Source organism: Streptomyces sp. NC-S4, assembly GCF_054353315.1.
This window is the reverse complement of the sequence record NZ_CM135937.1, coordinates 3763593-3781556: the sequence shown is the minus strand read 5'-3', so window position 1 is coordinate 3781556 and position 17964 is coordinate 3763593. Positions and strand designations below refer to the sequence as shown.

General features: G+C 72.9%; 10 protein-coding genes and 1 tRNA gene. 8 read left to right on the top strand and 3 right to left on the bottom strand.

Translation table 11 applies throughout. The features are described 5' to 3' along the window. Positions 1-133 precede the first annotated feature (133 nt). From ACXNSR_RS16540 to ACXNSR_RS16525, 4 genes are all read left to right on the top strand, one after another. Positions 134-2965 (top strand): D-alanyl-D-alanine carboxypeptidase family protein, encoded by a 2832-nt coding sequence (locus tag ACXNSR_RS16540; protein ID WP_458642770.1) that lies wholly within the window; start codon positions 134-136, stop codon positions 2963-2965. 104 nt (positions 2966-3069) lie between these two features. Next, positions 3070-5043: an MFS transporter gene (locus ACXNSR_RS16535; RefSeq protein WP_458642769.1), complete on the top strand. Its 1974-nt coding sequence runs from the start codon at positions 3070-3072 to the stop codon at positions 5041-5043. A 112-nt stretch (positions 5044-5155) separates the two neighbouring features. After that, positions 5156-5359, top strand: a complete 204-nt coding sequence (locus ACXNSR_RS16530; RefSeq protein WP_266595461.1) for a hypothetical protein — start codon at positions 5156-5158, stop codon at positions 5357-5359. Positions 5360-5518: 159 nt separating this feature from the next. Next, positions 5519-6874 carry an ATP-binding protein gene (locus ACXNSR_RS16525; protein ID WP_458642768.1) on the top strand — a complete coding sequence of 452 codons (1356 nt, stop codon included), beginning with the start codon at positions 5519-5521 and terminating at the stop codon, positions 6872-6874. Here ACXNSR_RS16525 and ACXNSR_RS16520 read toward each other — a convergent pair. Together ACXNSR_RS16520 and ACXNSR_RS16515 are read right to left on the bottom strand one after the other, a co-directional pair. Continuing rightward, positions 6777-7619, bottom strand: a complete 843-nt coding sequence (locus ACXNSR_RS16520; protein WP_458642767.1) for a nitroreductase/quinone reductase family protein — start codon at positions 7617-7619, stop codon at positions 6777-6779. The two genes, ACXNSR_RS16525 and ACXNSR_RS16520, sit on opposite strands and share 98 nt — an antisense overlap. Positions 7620-7849: 230 nt before the next feature. Beyond that, positions 7850-7922 (bottom strand) — tRNA-Arg (locus tag ACXNSR_RS16515). A gap of 473 nt (positions 7923-8395) precedes the next feature. Here ACXNSR_RS16515 and ACXNSR_RS16510 point away from each other — a divergent pair. The 4 genes from ACXNSR_RS16510 (at position 8396) to ACXNSR_RS16495 (ending at position 15292) form a co-directional block, all read left to right on the top strand. After that, on the top strand, positions 8396-9667 hold the full coding sequence (locus ACXNSR_RS16510) for a glycosyltransferase 87 family protein (protein ID WP_458642766.1): 1272 nt from the start codon (positions 8396-8398) through the stop codon (positions 9665-9667). Between the two features lie 100 nt (positions 9668-9767). Continuing rightward, a complete protein-coding gene (locus ACXNSR_RS16505) occupies positions 9768-10787 on the top strand; it encodes a glycosyltransferase family 2 protein (RefSeq protein ID WP_458638661.1) in 1020 nt (339 codons plus the stop codon). 151 nt (positions 10788-10938) lie between these two features. Further along, on the top strand, positions 10939-11667 hold the full coding sequence (locus ACXNSR_RS16500) for a 4'-phosphopantetheinyl transferase family protein (RefSeq protein ID WP_458642765.1): 729 nt from the start codon (positions 10939-10941) through the stop codon (positions 11665-11667). 121 nt (positions 11668-11788) lie between these two features. After that, a complete protein-coding gene (locus tag ACXNSR_RS16495) occupies positions 11789-15292 on the top strand; it encodes a HelD family protein (protein ID WP_458642764.1) in 3504 nt (1167 codons plus the stop codon). Positions 15293-15334: 42 nt separating this feature from the next. On the opposite strand, the gene ACXNSR_RS16490 is transcribed toward ACXNSR_RS16495, so the two are convergent. Next, the gene (locus ACXNSR_RS16490) at positions 15335-17947 is read right to left on the bottom strand and encodes an ABC transporter permease (protein ID WP_458642763.1); all 2613 of its coding nucleotides are present in this window, start codon (positions 17945-17947) and stop codon (positions 15335-15337) included. Positions 17948-17964 lie beyond the last annotated feature (17 nt).

Sequence of the window (17964 nt, the reverse complement as noted above, 5' to 3'; positions counted from 1 at the left end):
TCGAGAGCGCGTGGTCGCTTTGTGGGGGAACCCGCAGCTATGTCGTTCTCGTCTACCACGGGGGCGATGCTCCCGAGACGGGACACTGTTAGACATTCGGACAGCCGGACGTGGCGGCGATGGAGGAGGAACGGTGGCGGGCGAGTCCCCCGACAAGTCGGTAGATGAAGGAGCGCCGGGGGCGGCGGAGTCGTCCGCGGAGCGTGATCCGAGGCTGTCCGTGTTCCGGCCGCGCGATCCTGAGGGCGGCGCGACCGCGGGTGCCGGCGAGACCGGCGGCGGTGCCGCTGTCGACATCGACGTCCAGGCCGATGCCGAGTCCCCGGCCGGGGACGGAGGGCGCGAGTCGCTGCGGGCCGACGCCGGTGCCGACGCCGATGCCGATGGCGAGTCCCCGGCCGATGCCGATGCCGAGTCCCCGGCCGGGGGCCGAGGACGTGAGTCGTCGCGGGCCGCTGCTGCTGCCGGTGGCCACGCCGATGCCGACGCCGAGTCCCCGGCCGACGGCGGGCGGGACCTGCTGCGGGCCGCTGCCGACGTCGATGTCGATGCCGAGTCCGGAGTGGATTCCCCGGCCGGGGATTCCGCTGGGCGTGAGCCCCTGCGGGCCGGTGCCGATGCCGAATCCGGCGCCGAGTCCCCCGCCGGGGCCGGTGGGCGGGATCCGCTGCGGGATGCGGTGGCGGCATGGGTCGCCTCCGCCGACGACGCCGATGACGACGCCGCAGCGGGCGAAGCCGAGGATTCCGTTTCGGTGGACGACGAGGAGAGCGCGGACGAGTCCGACGCTGACGGGTCCGGCACGCCGGATGCCCGTACCGAAGCGCCGGAATCCGATTCCGCTTCCGGCGTCTCGGCTGCGCCTGCCGAGCCGGAGCCCGAGGCCGGGCCGTCGAAGGCCGAGAAGCCCGCGGACGGCGAGCGCACCGCCGTCTTCCGCGCCTTCGAGCCCGCCAAGCCGAAGCCCGCGGCCGCGCCGCCGAAGGCCGAGGAGCCTGCGGACAGCGCGCGGACCGCCGTCTTCCGCGCCTTCAAGGCCGATTCCGCTTCGGCCCCGGCCGCGGAGCCGTCGAAGCCCGCGGACAACGAGCGCACCGCGGTGTTCCGGGCCGTGAAGCCCGCTTCCGCTTCCGCTGCTCCCGCTGAGCCGAAGCCCGCGGCCGAGGCGTCGAAGGCAGAGGAGCCCGCGGACAACGAGCGCACCACCGTCTTCCGGGCCGTCAAGCCCGCTTCCGCTCCGGCCGCCGAGCCGAAGCCCGCGGCCGAGACGGCGAAGCCCAAGGAGCCCGAGCAGCCCGCGGACAGCGAGCGCACCGCCGTCTTCCGGGTCCCGAAGGTGGACGCGGCCGAGCCGGAGGCCTCGAAGCCGGCCCCCGCCAAGCCCGCCGCCGGGCTGAACCTGGCCAAGCCGGCCGAGGCCAAGCCTGCCTCCAAGCCGACCGAGGCCAAGCCCGCCGAGGCCAAGCCTGCCTCCAAGCCGACCGAGGCCAAGCCCGCCGAGGCCAAGCCCTCCGAGACCGCCGCCGAGCCGCCCAAGGGCAGCACCTTCGTGCCGCTGCGCCCGGAAGGCATCGCGCCCGCGTCCGCGCCCCCGGCCAGGCAGCGGCCGAAGCTCCCGGCTCCGCCCGCCGCCGCGCGGCTCGACCACTCCGAGCGGACCACGCAGCAGCCGCTGCCGCCCAAGCCGCCGCTCGACATGCTCGCGGACCTCACGAACAACCCGCCCCCGCCGCCGAGCCCGCTGCGCACCGCCATCCGGCGGGTCAAGATCTACGCGCCGCTCGTCGCACTCCTGGTGGTCATCCTGGCCGTCGTACAGCTGGTGCGCCCGCTGCCCGAGCCGAAGCTCGTCATGACCGGGAAGTCCTCGTACACCTTCGACGGCGCCAAGCCCCAGCTGCCGTGGCCCACCGAGGGGCAGGCGTACATGGCGGCCGCCGGTCTCGGCACGCTCGGCCAGTCCGGCGAGCAGAAGCCGGTGCCGATCGCGAGCGTCACCAAGTCGATGACGGCGTACATCATCCTGCGCGACCACCCCATCAAGAAGGGTGAGCAGGGTCAGATGATCGACGTCGACAAGACGGCCGAGACCGAGGGCAAGAAGAACAACTCGACCGACAACGAGTCCACCCTCGACACGGTCAAGGAGGGCGACAAGATCTCGGAGTACGACGCGATCGCCGCCCTGATGATCCCGTCGGCCAACAACATCGCGCGGCTCCTCGCGCGCTGGGACTCCGGGTCGCAGGAGGCGTTCGTCAAGAAGATGAACGACACCGCCAAGGAACTCGGCATGACCAACACCACGTACACGGACCCCTCGGGTCTGGACGCGACCACGGTCAGCACCGCCGAGGACCAGGTCAAGCTGGGCCTGAAGCTGGTGGAGATCGAGACGCTGCTCGACATCACCAAGAAGCCGAACTGGGTCGACCCGTCCGGCAAGAGCTGGCGGAACTGGAACGGCCTCACCGGACCCACCGGCGCACTCGGCATCAAGACCGGTACGACGACCAAGGCCGGCGGAAACCTCCTCTTCGCCGCCCAGAAGAAGGTCGGCAACACCAACCAGCTGATCGTCGGAGCCGTCCTCGGCCAGCACAAGCCGTCGATCATCGACACCGTGCTCGCCGCGAGCAAGGACCTGATGCTCGCCACCCAGAAGGCCCTCGAAGCCGCGCCCGTCGTGAAGAAGGGCCAGGTCGTCGGCTACGTCGACGACGGGCTCGGCGGCCGGACCCCGGTCGTGGCCACCGCCGACGTGCAGGCGGTCGGCTGGGCCTCGCTGACCGTGGACATCAAGCTCGCGGACGGCGGTGGCAAGCTGCCGCAGACCGCGACGGCCGGTACCGAGGTCGGCGTGCTGACCGTCGGCGAGGGCGCCAGCCAGGTCAAGGTGCCGGTGGCGCTGAAGTCCGACCTCGCATCGCCGGGGATCGGCAGCAAGCTGACGCGCGTCGGCTGACAGACGGTGAGAGCGTGGATCCGGCGCCCCGGGCAACCCCGGGGCGCCGGGCCACGTCTTGGCCCCCGGGAAGTTCGTGGACTCATGGGTTGGGGAGTGCGGCAGTGACCACCGCTGAGCAGCAGGGCCGGCGCCAGGAGGCCGCCCCGTCGGCCGACGGCGCTGCTTCCGGGGTGTCCGCGTCCGCCTCGCCCGCCGCGTCCGCCCCACCCGCCGCGACCGTCACGCCCGCCGCCTCCGCCACGATCGCCACGCCTGCCGGGCCTTCCGCGCCCGCAGGCATACGGCCGCCCCGCGGCCCGCTCGGTGCCGTGCTCGACGGGGCCCGGCGCCACCCGGTGGTCGTCGCCACCGTCCTCGCCGGGCTGCTGCACGTCGTCTGGTTCTTCAGCTTCGCCAACAGCGGCGGCGACCTGGCCGCGCAGGACGCCTGGGCCGAGTTCGTCGGCCGCCACCCCGACTCGGCGTACAACCTCGCCTGGTACGGCGGCATGCACCCCGTCTCGTACAGCGTGGTCTCGCCGTACCTCATGCACATGCTCGGTGTCCGGACCACGATGATGATCGCCGGCACCGTCTCGGCGGGGCTGCTCGCGCTGATCCTGACCCGCTGCCGCGGGGCCGTGCGCGAGCCCCTGTGGCCCGCGCTGGCCGGGGTCTACGGGCTGCTCTGCAACGCCCTCTCGGGCCGCGTCACCTTCGGCCTCGGCGTGATGTTCGCGCTCGGCGCCGTGGCCGCCGTCTTCTGCTGGCCCCGCAAATGGGCGGAGCGGCGCTGGGCCAAGGCCGCGGCGGCGGCCCCGCTGGCCGGCCTCGCGACCGCCGCCAGCCCCGTCGCCGGACTCTTCCTCGGGGTGATCGCGGCCGCGCTGTTCCTGAGCGGGCGGCGCCCGGGCGCGTACGCGCTGGGCCTGGCCCCGGTGGCCGTGGTGGGGCTGTCGGCGTGGCTGTTCCCGTTCTCGGGGACCCAGCCGATGAAGATCGGCTCGGCGGGGCTGCCGTTCGTGTTCGGGCTGCTGATCGTGTTCCTCGTACCGAGGCGGTGGAAGACCGTCCGGATCGCCTCGGCCGTCTACGCCCTCGGGGTCTTCCTGACCTGGGTGATCGACTCCCAGGTCGGCTCGAACGTCACCCGCATGGTGATGCTGTTCGGCGGGGTCGCGCTGCTCGCCGCCCTCCCGTACGAGCTGCCGCGCTCGCGGCGCTGGTACGCGGTCCTGCTGGCCTTCGTCGGGCTGAACGCCTGGATCACCACCAACAGCGTCACCGACATCGTCCGCACCACCCCGCTGGCCGCCTGGAGCCGGGAGCTGGCCCCGCTCGTCGACCAGCTCCAGAAGGCGGGCGCCGACCGGGGCCGGGTCGAGGTGGTCCCGGCCAGCAGCCACCGCGAGTCCTCCGCCTTCCCCTCGTACGTGAACCTCGCGCGCGGCTGGAACCGGCAGGCGGACCTGGAGCGCAACCCGCTCTTCTACGACGACACCCTCACCGCCGACAGCTACCGGGCCTGGCTGGAGCGCTGGGCCGTGCACTATGTGGTGCTGCCCGCCGACAAACCCGACTCGGGCGGGGAGGACGAGGCGAAGCTGGTGCGCGGCGGGCTCCCGTACCTCCAGCAGGTGTGGGGCGACGCGAACTGGCAGCTCTTCAAGGTCGACGGCCCCACCGACCTGGTGGCCGGGCCGGCGACCGTGGTGCGGGCGAGCGCCGACCAGCTGGTCGTCGACGTGAAGCAGCCCGGACGGGTCCTGGTGCGGATCCCGCACTCGCCGTGGCTGGGACTGGTGGACGCGGCGGGCAAGCCCGTACCGCCGCCGCAGGAGACCTTCGCCTCCAAGGCGCGGGGCGGGAGCGGGGACGGCGGCGCGCTGCGCAAGCAGTACGCGAACACGGCCGGCTGCCTCTTCAAGGCCGCTCCGGACGAGACCGGGGACGTGTGGACGGAGCTGCTGGCACCGGCGCCGGGGGAGTACCGGGTGGCGGCGAAGTACCAGCTGCCGCGGGGGACGCCCTGCCCGGAGGACCTGGTGCACCAGACGCTGGGCCAGCCGAAGCGTCCTGCTCCGCCGCGTCCCTGATCGAGGCCCTTGATCGGAATTCTTTGCCCATCGGTCCGGGTGCGTTGGTCCGTATATGTGCATACGATCCCAGTAGTCCGATTGGGTGCTTCCCGAAGGAGTTGACGACGGGATGAACAAAGAGCAGAAGCGGGATGTCAGGGCGGCCATCGCGAGGGCGCAGGAGCAGGCGCAACCGCCGCGCGCCCCGGGACACGGCTTCAGTGGTCCGGTACGGAGCAAGGTCAAGGGCGGACTGCACACGAAGGCCGCGCTCAAGCGGGCCGGCACTCCGCAGGGCGACCGTATCGGCGAACGCAGCAGCGGACTGAGCTGACCGTGATGGCACAGCCCTTCCGGCCCGGGCCGGAAGGGCTTCGTGCGCCCGCGCACCCGGCCCCGCGCCGCGATCCGTCGCTATTCGGCCTCGGCCGGTGCGATCCGGCCGGATACCGCCGCTCACCCTCCGGGGCTCGCGCATTACCGTGACGTGACCATGAACGACACGCAGCGCGGCGAGCGGCTGCGGCCGCGCCCGCGGCTGCCCGCCTGGACCTCGACCCTGACCTGGAAGGCCACGGTCTTCATCACCCTCATGTGCTGCGGACTCGCGGCACTGCTGGGCTGCCTCGTGCACGGCGCCATGACCCGCCAGACCGTGGGTGCGGCCCGCGAGAAGGCGCTCACCCGGCTGGACCGCTCCATCGAGACCTACGAGACCGGCGGGCGCATGCCGCGCGGCGAGGGCGTCGACCCGGCGGGCCTGCCCCCGGAGCTGCGCGCCCTGGCGGCCGGCGGCAGGCGCGGCACGGCCGTGGGCCGGTACCGGAAGCGGCCCGTGATGTGGGCGGCCGGGCCCGCCGCCCACGGCAGCGTGATCGCCGTCTCCGTGGACTTCCGCGCCAGCGAGCGGACCATCGCGGAACTGGACCGGGCGATCCTCGGCTCCTCGGCGCTCGCCATCGGGGGCACCCTCCTCATCGGCGCGCTCGTCGTCACCCGGATCACCCGGCGGCTGCACCTGACCGCTCAGGTGGCCCGCCGGATCAGCACCGGTGACCTCGACGCGCGCGTCGACGACAGGACGGGCAGCAAGGACGAGGTGGCGGCGGTCTCCCGGGCCCTGGACACCATGGCCGCGTCGCTGCAGGGCAAGCTGGAGGCGGAACAGCGGTTCACGGCGGACGTCGCCCACGAGCTCCGCACCCCGCTGACCGGGCTGAACGCGGCCGCCGAGCTCCTGCCGCCGGGCCGCCCGGCCGAGCTCGTACGGGACCGGGTGCGGGCGATGCGCTCGCTGACCGAGGACCTGCTGGAGATCTCCCGGCTGGAGACCCGCGGTGAACGCCTGGAGCTGGACTCGTACGACCTCGCCGACCTGGCGGCGCGCGCGATCCGCGCCTCGGGCACCGACACGGCCCTGGAGGTCCGCGGGGAACGCGGCCCGCGCGGAGCCCTGCGGGTGGAAACGGACCGGCGGCGCCTGGAGCGGATCCTGGGCAACCTCGTGGCCAACGCGCACAGCCACGGCGCGGCCCCGGTCACGCTCACCGTCGACGGCCGGACCCTGACCGTGACGGACTCGGGCCCCGGCTATCCGGAGTACGTGCTGGCCACCGGACCGCAGCGGTTCCGTACGGATGGCACGAGCAAGGGCCACGGGCTGGGCCTGACCATCGCGGCCGGCCAGGCCCGGGTCCTCGGCGCCGCCCTCACCTTCCGCAACCGGGAGGCGGGCGGCGCCGAGGCCCGCGTCACGCTTCCAGGGCCCGCAGGACCGGCAGCAACTGCGCTTCCTCGCCGTCGAGATGAGCTTCCAGCTCCCGGCTCATCCGTTCCACCCGCTCGCTGAACCCGGGGCCGGGCGCGTCCAGGGCGCGCACCAGCTCCTCCTGGAGCCGCGCGACGGCACGGTGCTCGTCGGCAATCCGGCGGAAGAACTCCCGCATGTGCGGATGCTGTTGCTCCAGGTACGGGAAGAGGCCGGCGTCCTCGCTGCGGTGGTGGAACTCCAGCGAGTGGCAGAACGCGAGGCAGTGCTGGCGCAGTTGCAGCCCGAGCGAGGCCGCCCCGGCGCCCTGCGGCTCCTCGCGCGCGAGTTCCCGTACGAGCGCCAGCTGCCGCCGCAGCCAGCCGTGCACGTCCAGCAGCTTCCCGGCGATCCCGCCCTCCCCGGCCGGGGCCTCGTGCGTGCGCTGGAGCGCGACGACGGGGATCACCCGCCGGGTGCGGGCCTGGTACTCCCCGTACCCGGGCTTCGCGCGGACGATCCGCGCGAACAGCTCGTCCCGCCGCGCCCCTTGGGCGGGGACGGCGACGGCCTCGTAGGTCTGCGTCCCGGTCTCGACCTCCACGAGGGGCCGCGCGAGCAGATTGTGGTACCAGGCGGGATGCCGGTCGGCCCCGGCGGCGGACGCCACGACGAACAGCTCCTCGCCGCCGTCCGCGCGGGCGAACCCGAGCGGAACGGTGTGCGGCTTCCCGGACCTGGCGCCGGTGGTGGTGAGCAGGATCAGCTCGGAACCTTCGAAGGGCCCGCCGACGCGGCCGGCGTTCGCCCTGAACTCTTCGATGACGGTGCGATTGAACGATGACACGGAGTGTGGATTTCCTCACGGTGTGTGTGCGTGCGAGAGCAGCGGAACAACCGAGAGACATCACCCGTAGCCGGTGGCGTACATGCCCATGGGCCCGGTCCTTCACCAACAGGTGCCTGCCCAACCACCGCCCGGCCCACATCTCAGTAGGCGGCGTCACGCGACACGTGCGCCATGTAACCACAACGCGAGAGGCCCCGCGATCGATATCGACCGCGGGGCCTCGTCCGTGCCCTCGGCAGGATTCGAACCTGCGACACCGGCTTTAGGAGAGCCGTGCTCTATCCCCTGAGCTACGAAGGCGCGGTGCACGGCCAGGGCTGCGCACCGGCGTCAGTGTAGCGGGTGGGGGCCGCAGGGTGCTGTCCGATTGAGAGGATGTGATCTTGCGGCGGCGCGGTGAGGCCCGGGGCGGCGGCGGCGAGCCCCGACGGCACGGCCCTTTCGTTCGGCTCCGGCGCCGAACCTCCGGCTTCCTGTGTTTCCTATTACGGCGATGCGCTCGGTGGTGTTCGGTCGCGGCGCGGGATTTCCAGTCCGGGTAAAAGCGCCGGGTATTTCCGGTGCGGATCCCGCCCGGTGATTGGCTGGAAGTCGGTGGGTGTGCGGCCGCCCGTGGGTGGTGGATGCGGGGCCGCTCAGGGCCGTGTGGCGCAGCAGGGGGACGGCATACTGGTGGCGGGCCGGGCTACATTTGTTCGTCACCTCAAAGGTCCATTCGCTTAGCGCCGTAAAGGTCTGAAATGCCACGAATAGCTGCCGGTCTTCGTTCAAGCGTGTCCGGAGCGGAGTCGACCGGCCGCCTCGGGCGGCCCGGCAGCACTTTCGCCATCGCAGCCGTCATCGTCGTCGCAGCGATAGCCCTGCGGCTCTCGCTGCTGCGCGAGCAGTCCATCGACTACGTGCTGTTCCTGAAGCCCTGGTACCAGCACATCGCCGACAACGGCGGCTTCCGCGCCCTCAAGGACACCGGGTTCTCCGACTACAACGCCCCGTACCTCTACTTCCTGGCGCTGCTGACGTACCTGCCGATCTCGCCGCTCGCAGGGATCAAGGCGATCTCGACCGGATTCGACCTGCTCCTGGCGTTCTTCGCGTTCAGGATCACCGCCCTGCGGCACCCCGGCCGGCCGGCTCTGCCGCTCGCCGCGGGCGGCGTCGTCCTGTTCCTGCCGACGGTGACGGCGAACAGCGGCTGGTGGGGCCAGGCCGACTCGATCTTCACCGCGTTCATCGTCGGCGGGATCTACTTCGTGCTGCGCCACCGTCCCTGGTGGGCCTGCACCTTCTTCGGGCTGGCGCTCGCTTTCAAACTGCAGGCCGTCTTCGTCTTCCCGTTCCTGTTCGTCCTGCTCCTCGTCCGGCGGTTGCCCCTCAAGGCGCTCCTGGCCTTCCCGGCCGTCTTCCTGGCCCTCGACGTGCCCGCGCTCCTGATCGGCGCCGACCCGGTGAAGCTGCTGACCATCTACGCGCGGCAGACCGGCACTTACCAGCACCTCACCATGAACGCGCCGTCCGTGTACCAGTTCCTCACCGTGGGCGGACACGACGACGCCATCCGCTCGGCGGGCATCCTCGGGACCGGGCTGGTCCTGCTCGTGCTGACCGCGCTGGTCGTCTTCTCGCGCGTCGGCCGCACGTCCCTGCGGTTCGGCGGGCGCGACAGCGAGATCACCTCGACGCACATCGTGCTGATGGCCACCGTCTCGGCCATGCTCGTGCCGTTCCTGCTGCCGTCGATGCACGAGCGCTACTTCTACGTCGGAGACGTGCTCAGCGTGATCGCGGCGTTCTACCTGCCCAAGCGGCTCTGGCCGCTGCCGGTGCTGGTTCAGATCGCCTCGTTCGGCTCCTACATGCAATACATCACCGACCAAAAGCTGAACGCCATGCCCAACATGGCCATCTACACCGGTGTGATGGCAGTGGCCGTCGGCCACCTGGTGGCCGTCACCGTCACGGAGTTCCGCCGCAGGGACGAGTCCTCCGCAGCGGACACGCCCGAACCCACCACCGCTGACGCTCGGCCCGCCGTCCCGGTGGCGTAGGGACACCGAGGCCTCCACCGGGCGGACCCCCGCCCCGGCGGTGCGCTCCACAGACACCTCTCGACTTTCACTCCCGAAGATTGAAGACAGGCGACCAACAATGCAGAACGCAGCAGCCCCGGCACGTGACGCGGCCGATCGGCAGGTACCCGTGCTGTCCGTGGTGATCCCGATCTACAACGAGCAGGAGGCGCTGCCGCTGACGGTGGCGCGCCTGCGTCCGATCCTGGACGGCATGGGGATCGGGTACGAGGTCGTGGGGATCGACGACGGTTCCACGGACGCGACTCCGGTGATCATGCAGAAGATCCGGCAGGACTGGCCCGAGCTGCGCATCGTGCGTTTCGCCCGCAACTCCGGGCACCAGGCCGCGCTGACCGCGGGTATCCACCGGGCGCTGGGCGATTACGTGGTCAGTATCGACGCGGATCTCCAGGACCCGCCGGAGAAGATCGTCGAGATGTACGAGCTGGCCCGTGACAAGGGTCTGGACATCGTCTACGGGGTGCGCGGGGACCGGGGTACCGACACCTTCTTCAAGCGGCGCACGGCGGGTGCGTACTACTGGCTGATGCGCAAGCTGGTCGGCAAGAACATGCCGAACCAGGCGGGTGACTTCCGTCTGCTCAGCCGGGCGGCGGTCGACGCGCTGAAGTCGCTGCCCGAGCACCAGCCGGTCTACCGGCTGCTGGTGCCGTGGCTCGGTTTCAGCAGCGGCGAGGTGGTCTATGTCCGTGAGGAGCGGGTCGCGGGCAGCACGCACTACCCGCTGTCCAAGATGGTCCGTCTGGCGCTGGACAGCATCACGAACTTCTCCGCGAGCCCGCTGCGGCTGGCCACCTGGCTCGGTCTGCTGAGCTTCCTGATCTGCTTCGGGCTGGGGATCTACACCACCGTCCAGTACGCGCTGGGTGCGACCGTGCCCGGCTGGGCGTCGCTGTTCATCGGGATGGTCTTCCTCGGCGGTGTGCAGCTCGTCTGCGTCGGCCTGCTCGGCGAGTACATAGGCCGGATCTACTCGGCCGTCCAGGCCCGGCCCGCCTACTTCGTCGGCTACGACTCCGCCGAGGACACCGCGGCCGCCGACCACGACCAGCGGGTCCCCGAATACGCGGCCTGACCACGCGGCAGGGGCAGCGCGGGTGCCGGGGTGCCGGGGTGCCGGGGTGCCGGGGTGCCGGGGTGCCGGGGTGCCGGGGTGTCCTGGCGCCCGCGCCCCGAACCGCTCCTCACCGCCCCGCGCCGAAAAGGCCGTTGGATAGGATTTCCTGATGACCACACCCGCCGGCCTCGACTCCGCCGTGCTGCGGCTCGACCTGCCGGTCGGGGCGCAGCGGCCGCCCGCTCGCGGTGAGGCGCTGGTGCGGTTCGTGGACGCCGCGGCGCAGGCCCCGTTCGCGGAGCGCCTCGCCTCCGAGGTGCTCGACACGGCCGAGCGCCGGCGCGCCGACCGGTTCGCGCGCCCCCAGGACCGCGGCTCCTACCTGGTCGCGCACGTGGCGCTGAGGCTGCTGCTGGGTGCCCTCCTCGACACCGCGCCGCGCGATCTGGTGATGACCCGCGACGCCTGCCCCGAGTGCGGCGGCCCGGACGGCCGGCCGGTCCTCGTGGGCGGCCGCGCCCATTTCTCCCTGTCGCACAGCCGCGACGCGGTCTTCGTGGCCTGTGCGTCCACGCCGGTCGGGGTGGACGTGGAGGCCCTGCCGGAGCCGCGGGTGGTCGCGCAGAGCGGGGACTTCTTCCATCCTGACGAGAGCGCCGAACTCGCCGCGCTCCCCGAGGCCGGCCGCCCCGCGGCGTTCGCCCGCCTGTGGACGCGCAAGGAGGCCCATCTCAAGGGCACCGGAGCGGGTCTGGGGCACGGCGGCCACCTGACCTACCTGGGGACGGGCCCGGCCGCCGAATCCGTCCGCCCACACTGGTCCCTCACCGACCTGCCGGCCCCCGAGGGCTACGCCGCCGCGCTCGCGCTGCGCGCCCCCTCGGTGCGCTGGTACTGAGGGCCGGACCCAGAACACATGTACTGACTGTCCGTCATCACCCGCTCTCTGATAGTTGTTTCGGCGGGGTACGGGCGCAGGCCCGTAGCGGTGTCCCTCCGGCACCGCAGGGAGGACGTACATGAGCACCACCACGCGGAGCGAGGACCTCGCCGTCGAGCAGCGCGCCGTCGACCACGCGTACGACTGCTACACCGCGCGACTCGCCGAGATGAGCGGCACGTCGGCGGCCACGGCCTCGGCGAGCGGCAAGGACGGGATCGCCAACCGGATCGACGCGGAGGCGCGCGCCGCCTCGTACGGCGGACTCGGCGACGAGGCCCTGGTGTTCGCCCGGGTCGACGCCCCGGAGGAGCCCGGCGAGGAACCCCGCCCCTGGTACGTCGGACGGCGGGTCGTGTGGGACGCCTCGAACGAGCCGGTGGTCCTGCAGTGGACCAGCCCCCTGGCGAGGAAGTGGCTGGACGCCCGGCCCGAGAGCCCCGGTGAGGTGACGCTGCGGCGCCAGCTGCGCTGCGTCCAGCGGATCGTGAAGGGCTATTTCGACGACATCGCCGCGCCGGCCGCCGCCGGGGCACCGGCACCCGCTCCCGCGACCGCCCCCGTACCTGCCCCCGTACCTGCGACCGATCCCGTACCCGCGACCGCTCCCGGTACCGCGCCCACGACCGGTCCCGAGACCGTTCCGCGGGCGCGGCAGGCCCCGACCCCGGGCGACGTCGTACGCCGCCGGCGCCCGAAGGAGCTCCAGCCGGACGACTTCCTGCTGCGCGAGCTCCAGCGCTCGCGCAGCGGCCGCATGCGCGACATCGTCGAGACGATCCGCCGTGACCAGATGGAGCTGGTCACCGGTTCTCCCTCCGACATACTCGTCGTGCAGGGCGGTCCCGGTACCGGCAAGTCCGCGGTCGGTCTCCACCGCGTGACCTGGCTAGTCAACAACGACCACTTCAAGGCCCAGGACATCCTGGTGATCGGCCCCCACCAGCGGTTCCTCGACTACGTGGGCCAGGTCCTGCCCACGCTCGGCACCCGGGACGTCAACGCCGTCCAGCTGAACCGCCTCTGGGACGGCGAGGTGCTCGGCACCGACTCCCCGCAGGCGCGACTGGTGAAGTCCGACGAGCGCATGGCGGCCGTCCTGCGCCGCCGCGTGGAGCACGACTTCCGCCCCGGAGCACTCGACGACCTCGTCGTCGCGCCCTCCTTCGAAGGCGACGAGCCCGCCATCGTCGTCCCCGCCGGCAGCACGACCCTGCGCGTACCGCGCTCCGAGGTCCTCGCCCTCCTCGACCGGGCGCACGAGGGCGACAGCCCCTACCGGGAGCGCCGCGACCGCTTCCGCGGCCTGCTCGTCGACCGTCTCCTGCAGGAGCTCTCCGACATCGCCCCGCGGCGCGGGCAGACCGGTACGATCCGCCGCGACCTGGAGCGCAACCGCCGGGTCGAGCGCCTCATCGAACGCGTCTGGCCGTCCCCGGGCGCCAGGGAGGCCCTGCGCACCCTCTACGACTCGCCCGACCTCCTGCACGCCTGCTCCGACGGGATCCTGGACGCGGGGGAGCGGGCGGCCCTGCTGAGGCCCCGGGCCGCCAGCGCCGACGCCGATCCCTGGACCCTCGACGACCACGTCTGCCTCGAGGAGCTACGGCTCCTCATCAGCGGGGAGACCCCGAGCCGCTACGGGCACATCGTCGCCGACGAGGCACAGGACCTCACGCCCATGCAGGCCCGTGCCCTGCGGCGGCGCTGCGCCGTGGGCGGCTCCATGACCGTCCTGGGCGACCTCGCGCAGGCGACGGGTCCGCACGTCCCGGCGAGCTGGGACCTCCTCGGCACGGTCCTCTCCGACCACGGGGACTGGCGGGTGGCCGAGCTCAACACCAGCTATCGCGTACCCGCCGAGATCATGGAGTTCGTCGCCCCGCTCGCCCGGGAGATCGCCCCGGCCCTGCCCTATCCGCAGGCCGTGCGCGAGGCGGGCGAGAACGCCGTACGGACGGTGGCGACCGAGCCGTGGAAGCTCCTCGACGACACCGTCGCCCACGTGGCACGGCTCGTGGGCACCAGCGACGGGAACACCCTGCGCTCGGTGGCGGTCATCGTCCCCGACGACTCGGACTGGCTCGACGCGATCAGCCGCAGGGTCGACGAGGACGGGGACATCGGCGACCGGCACCGCGCCGCCGTGTCCGTGCTGGCCGCCGCCCAGGCCAAGGGCATGGAGTACGACCACGTCCTGGTCATCGAGCCCGCCACCATCGCCGACCGCGGTCCCGCGGGCCTGCGACAGCTGTACGTGGCCCTCACCCGCAGCACCCAGAGCCTGACCGTCCTGCACACCGCCCCGCTGCCGGACGTGCTCACGCGCCCCGGGGACGCTTCCGGAGCACCGGCCCCCCAGACCGCGGCGGGTGGGCCGGAAACCGGGGGTGAGCCGGAGACCGGGGCGGCCGTGCCCCGGCTTCCCCGGATCGGGGCCGACGTGCGGGTCGAGGTCGTGGACCGGGCTCCCGGCGGCCGCTACAAGGTCAAGGCCCTCACCCCCGGCCTCGACCGTCCCCTGGTCCTCACCGTCCGCCACGGATCCGCGCCCCCGCGTCGCGGTGAGAAGCTGGACTGCTGGGTGTTCGCCAACGAGTCGAACCAGACCGTCCTCACCTCCGACCAGCGGGGCCGGTCGCCCGTCTCGCCGAGGATGGCGGTCCGCTACATCGCCGCACTGGACGTGCTCCGCGAGCTGACCGGGAACGACGGGGACGTGCCCGACGCCCGCGGCAGGCTCTCCGAGCTGCAGGGGATGGCCAACCGCGTCCTGCGCCGGGACCAGGCCGACTGGGTCGATGTGCTCCACCTGTTCGGCGCTCCGGACAGGGACGGGCTGGGCGTCCTGCGCGACCTCGCCGCGAGCGCCAACCGCGCGCTCAAGGAAGGCACCTTGGACGCCGGCCGGCTCCGGGAGCAGCTGGCGGCCTCGGGCTGGACGGACACCCTGGCCGAGGCGCGGCGGGCGCTCCAGGACCGGTTCGCCGCGGCCGCGGAACCGGAACAGGCCCCGAAGCCGTGCCCCGACGACGATCACGACACCACCAACACCACCAACACCACCGAAGCCGCCGCCCCCGCCCCGCCGCAGCCCGAGCAGAAGGACGTAGAGCAGATGACCCTCGCGCAGGACACGATCGCGCCGGCTTCGACCACCGAGGAAGGCTTCCTGCGCGCGCTGGAGGCGTCGGCCGAAGCCGACCGGACGTGCAAGAAGCACGAGGCCGTCCGCCACGCCCTCAAGTCGGACCTGCTGTGGGCCGATCTCCAGCCGACCGACTCGCCCGTCGTCGACGTCAGCTGCGTCACCGGCCAAGGGCTCTTCCTCTACGAGGCGTTGGGCGCCGGCCGCTCGGCGTACGCGGACCTCCGCTCGGGAGCCACCCGGCTGCTGGAGATCAACCACACCCTGCCCAGGCGGGCCGACGGCCTCTACCTGGTCCTCTCCGAACCCCCGGTCGAGGACTGGTCCGCGGAGACCGTCCGCGACGTCTTCGGTGTCCACGTCATCTGGCGAACCCCCGAGGGATGGGGCGGCAAGGGCACGGACATCGCGCTGGGACAGCACCCGCAGAGCTGAGGACGAGCCGACCGGACCGTGCCCCGGGCACCGGCCCGGCCCCTACAGTTCGGCGACGGCCTCCAGGGGGCTCAGGCCCGACGCGTGGCGGGCCGGGAGGGCGGCCGCCACCGCGCCCGTGGCGAGGGAGACCACGCAGACGAGGAGCAGCGTGTCCCAGGGCAGGGCCAGGGAGTAGCCCTTCAGCGCGCCGTTGGTCAGGGCGCCGACCGTCCAGGCCCCGAACAGGCCGGCCGCCAGGCCCAGCAGGGTGCCGAAGGCGGCCACGGTCAGGGATTCGAGGCGGATCATCCGGCGGACGCCCGCGCGGTCCATGCCGATGGCGCGCAGGACGCCGATCTCGCGGGTGCGGTCCGACACCGACATGGCCAGGGTGTTCATGATGCCGAGGGCGGCGATCACACCACCGATGGCGAGCAGACCGTACGTCAGGGTCAGCAGGGTGCTCAGGGAACCGGCGGCCTCCTGTACGAGTTCCCGCCGGTCCTGGACCTGCAGCAGCGGGTTGTTGCCCGTGGCGGTGCGCAGGCGGTCCTTCGTGGCGGCGGCGTCGGCGCCGCCGTCCGCGCGGACGAGGACGCGCTGGACGGAGCCGGGGTCGAGGCTCTGGCGCTGGACCTCGGCGCGGGCGCCCAGCGCGTCGCGGGCGGTGGGGTTGTCCTCGTAGACGCCGACGACCGTGTACGGGGTGCGGTCCTGGCCGGGGCCGCCGATCCGCGCGTCGATCCGGTCGCCGGTGCGCACGCCGTTCGCGCGGGCGAGGGTGCTGGAGAGGGCGATGCGGCCCGGTCCGAGGTCCTTCAGGGAGCCGCTGACGAAGTCCAGCTCCATGACGGACGGGGCGGCGGCCGGGTCGACCCCGGAGATCTGCCGGACGCCACCGCCGATGAAGAGGGTGGAATCGGTGACCGCGGTCGCCGTCCGTACACCCGGGGTGGCGGTCACCCGCTGCACGGCGGCCGGGTCGATGCCGGCCGACGAGGTGTGGGTGCTGATCACGTAGTCGGCGCTGAGGCCCGCCGCGGCCTGGCGGTCGAGGGCCTGCCCGGTGGAATGGCCGATGACGGCGAGCCCGGCGACCAGGGCCGTGCTGACCATCAGGGCAGAGGCGGTGGCGGCGGTCCGCCGCGGGTCGCGCAGCGCGTTGCGGTGGGCGAGGTGACCGGCGGTGCCGAGGCGGCCGGTCAGCCGCCCGCTCAGCCGGATCACGGGGACGGCGAGCAGCGGCGCCAGCACGATCATGGCGATCACGAGCAGGGCGCAGCCGGACATCGCGCTCCGCAGGTTCTCCTCGGAGGCGTCCTTCGCCCCGGCGAGCGACAGCAGCAGTCCGGCGCCGAGGGCGAGCAGCAGGGCGCCGGCCGCGCCGCGGACCCGGGACGCGGTGGCGGTGGGCGGTTGTTCGGCCGTGCGCAGGGCCTCGACCGGGGCGATCCGCGCCGCCTTGCGGGACGGCAGCCACGCGGCGAGCACGGTGACACCCACCCCGACGCAGAGCGCGGCCGCCACGGGGAGCGGGCCGATCACCAGGGGGCCGCGGGGCAGCGGCTCCCCGGTGGTGCTCAGGATCTCCGGCAGTACGGAGGCGATGGCGAGGCCCAGCAGGAAGCCGAGCACCGAGGCGGCGAGGCCGAGGAGGACGGCCTCCCACAGGAGGGAGCGCACGACCTGGCGGCGCGTGGCACCGATCGCGCGCAGCAGGGCGATCTCGCGGGTGCGCCGGGCGACGAGCATGGTGAAGGTGTTGACGATCAGGAACGATCCGATGAAGAGGGCGACTCCGGCGAAGACCAGCGACAGCTTCTCGTTGCCCCGGGTGAGCGTGTCGACGAGGACGGCCTGCTGGGCGGCCTGGGCGGTGCCGGTGGTGGCCTCGGCACGGTCGGCGGGGAGCAGGGCGGTGACCCGGCGGGCGAGTTCGGCGGTGTCGGTGCCGGGTACGGCGGACAGGTCGATGGAGGTGTAGCGGCCCGGGGAGGCGAACAGCCGCTGTGCGGTGGCCCGGTCGAACAGGACCAGGGTGCCGCCCGCCGTCACCCGGGTGTCCCGGGTGGTGACGATGCCGACGAGCCGCTTGGTCATGGCCGGTCCGTCCGTGGCCAGGGTGATCTGCTCGCCGATGCGCAACCGGCCGGCGGCGGCGGTGCCGCTGTCCACGGCGATCTCCTCGCCGTCGCGGGGGGCGCGGCCACCGGTCAGCGGGTGGCGGCTGTCCGTGCCGTCTGCGCCGGGGACGTAGGCGGCCGCCCGGTGCGCCCAGACCCTGCCGGTGCGCAGCGGGGTGCCGTCCGAGGCGTTCAGGGTGGCCAGTCCGTCCGCGGACGGCCGTACGGCGGCGACGCCCGGCAGCCCGGCCAGCTTGCGGGCGAGTCCGTCGTCGAGCACGGAGGCGGGCTCGTCCCCGGCGGACCCGGCGGACCCGGCGGACCCGGCGGATCCGGCGGATCCGGCCGCGCCGGGCGGGGGGTTCTTCGGGGTCACGGTGACCGCGATGTCGGCGTAGTCCTTCGACACGGCGGCCCGGTGGGCCGCCGTGGAGGAGTCGGCGAAGACGAGGGTGCCGGAGACGAAGGCGACGCCGAGGGTGACGGCGAGCACCGTCATCAGCAGCCGGGCCTTGTGCGCCAAGACGTTGCGCAGGGCTGTTTTCAGCATGGATGAGTGGCTTCCGG

What these genes read in the sequence shown, in the direction of transcription:
- ACXNSR_RS16530 (WP_266595461.1), top strand. Translation starts at nt 5,156, where the DNA reads ATGAACAAAGAGCAGAAGCGGGATGTCAGGGCGGCCATCGCGAGGGCG.
- ACXNSR_RS16495 (WP_458642764.1), top strand. Translation starts at nt 11,789, where the DNA reads ATGAGCACCACCACGCGGAGCGAGGACCTCGCCGTCGAGCAGCGCGCC.
- ACXNSR_RS16505 (WP_458638661.1), top strand. Translation starts at nt 9,768, where the DNA reads ATGCAGAACGCAGCAGCCCCGGCACGTGACGCGGCCGATCGGCAGGTA.
- ACXNSR_RS16525 (WP_458642768.1), top strand. Translation starts at nt 5,519, where the DNA reads ATGAACGACACGCAGCGCGGCGAGCGGCTGCGGCCGCGCCCGCGGCTG.
- ACXNSR_RS16500 (WP_458642765.1), top strand. Translation starts at nt 10,939, where the DNA reads ATGACCACACCCGCCGGCCTCGACTCCGCCGTGCTGCGGCTCGACCTG.
- ACXNSR_RS16490 (WP_458642763.1), bottom strand. Translation starts at nt 17,947, where the DNA reads ATGCTGAAAACAGCCCTGCGCAACGTCTTGGCGCACAAGGCCCGGCTG.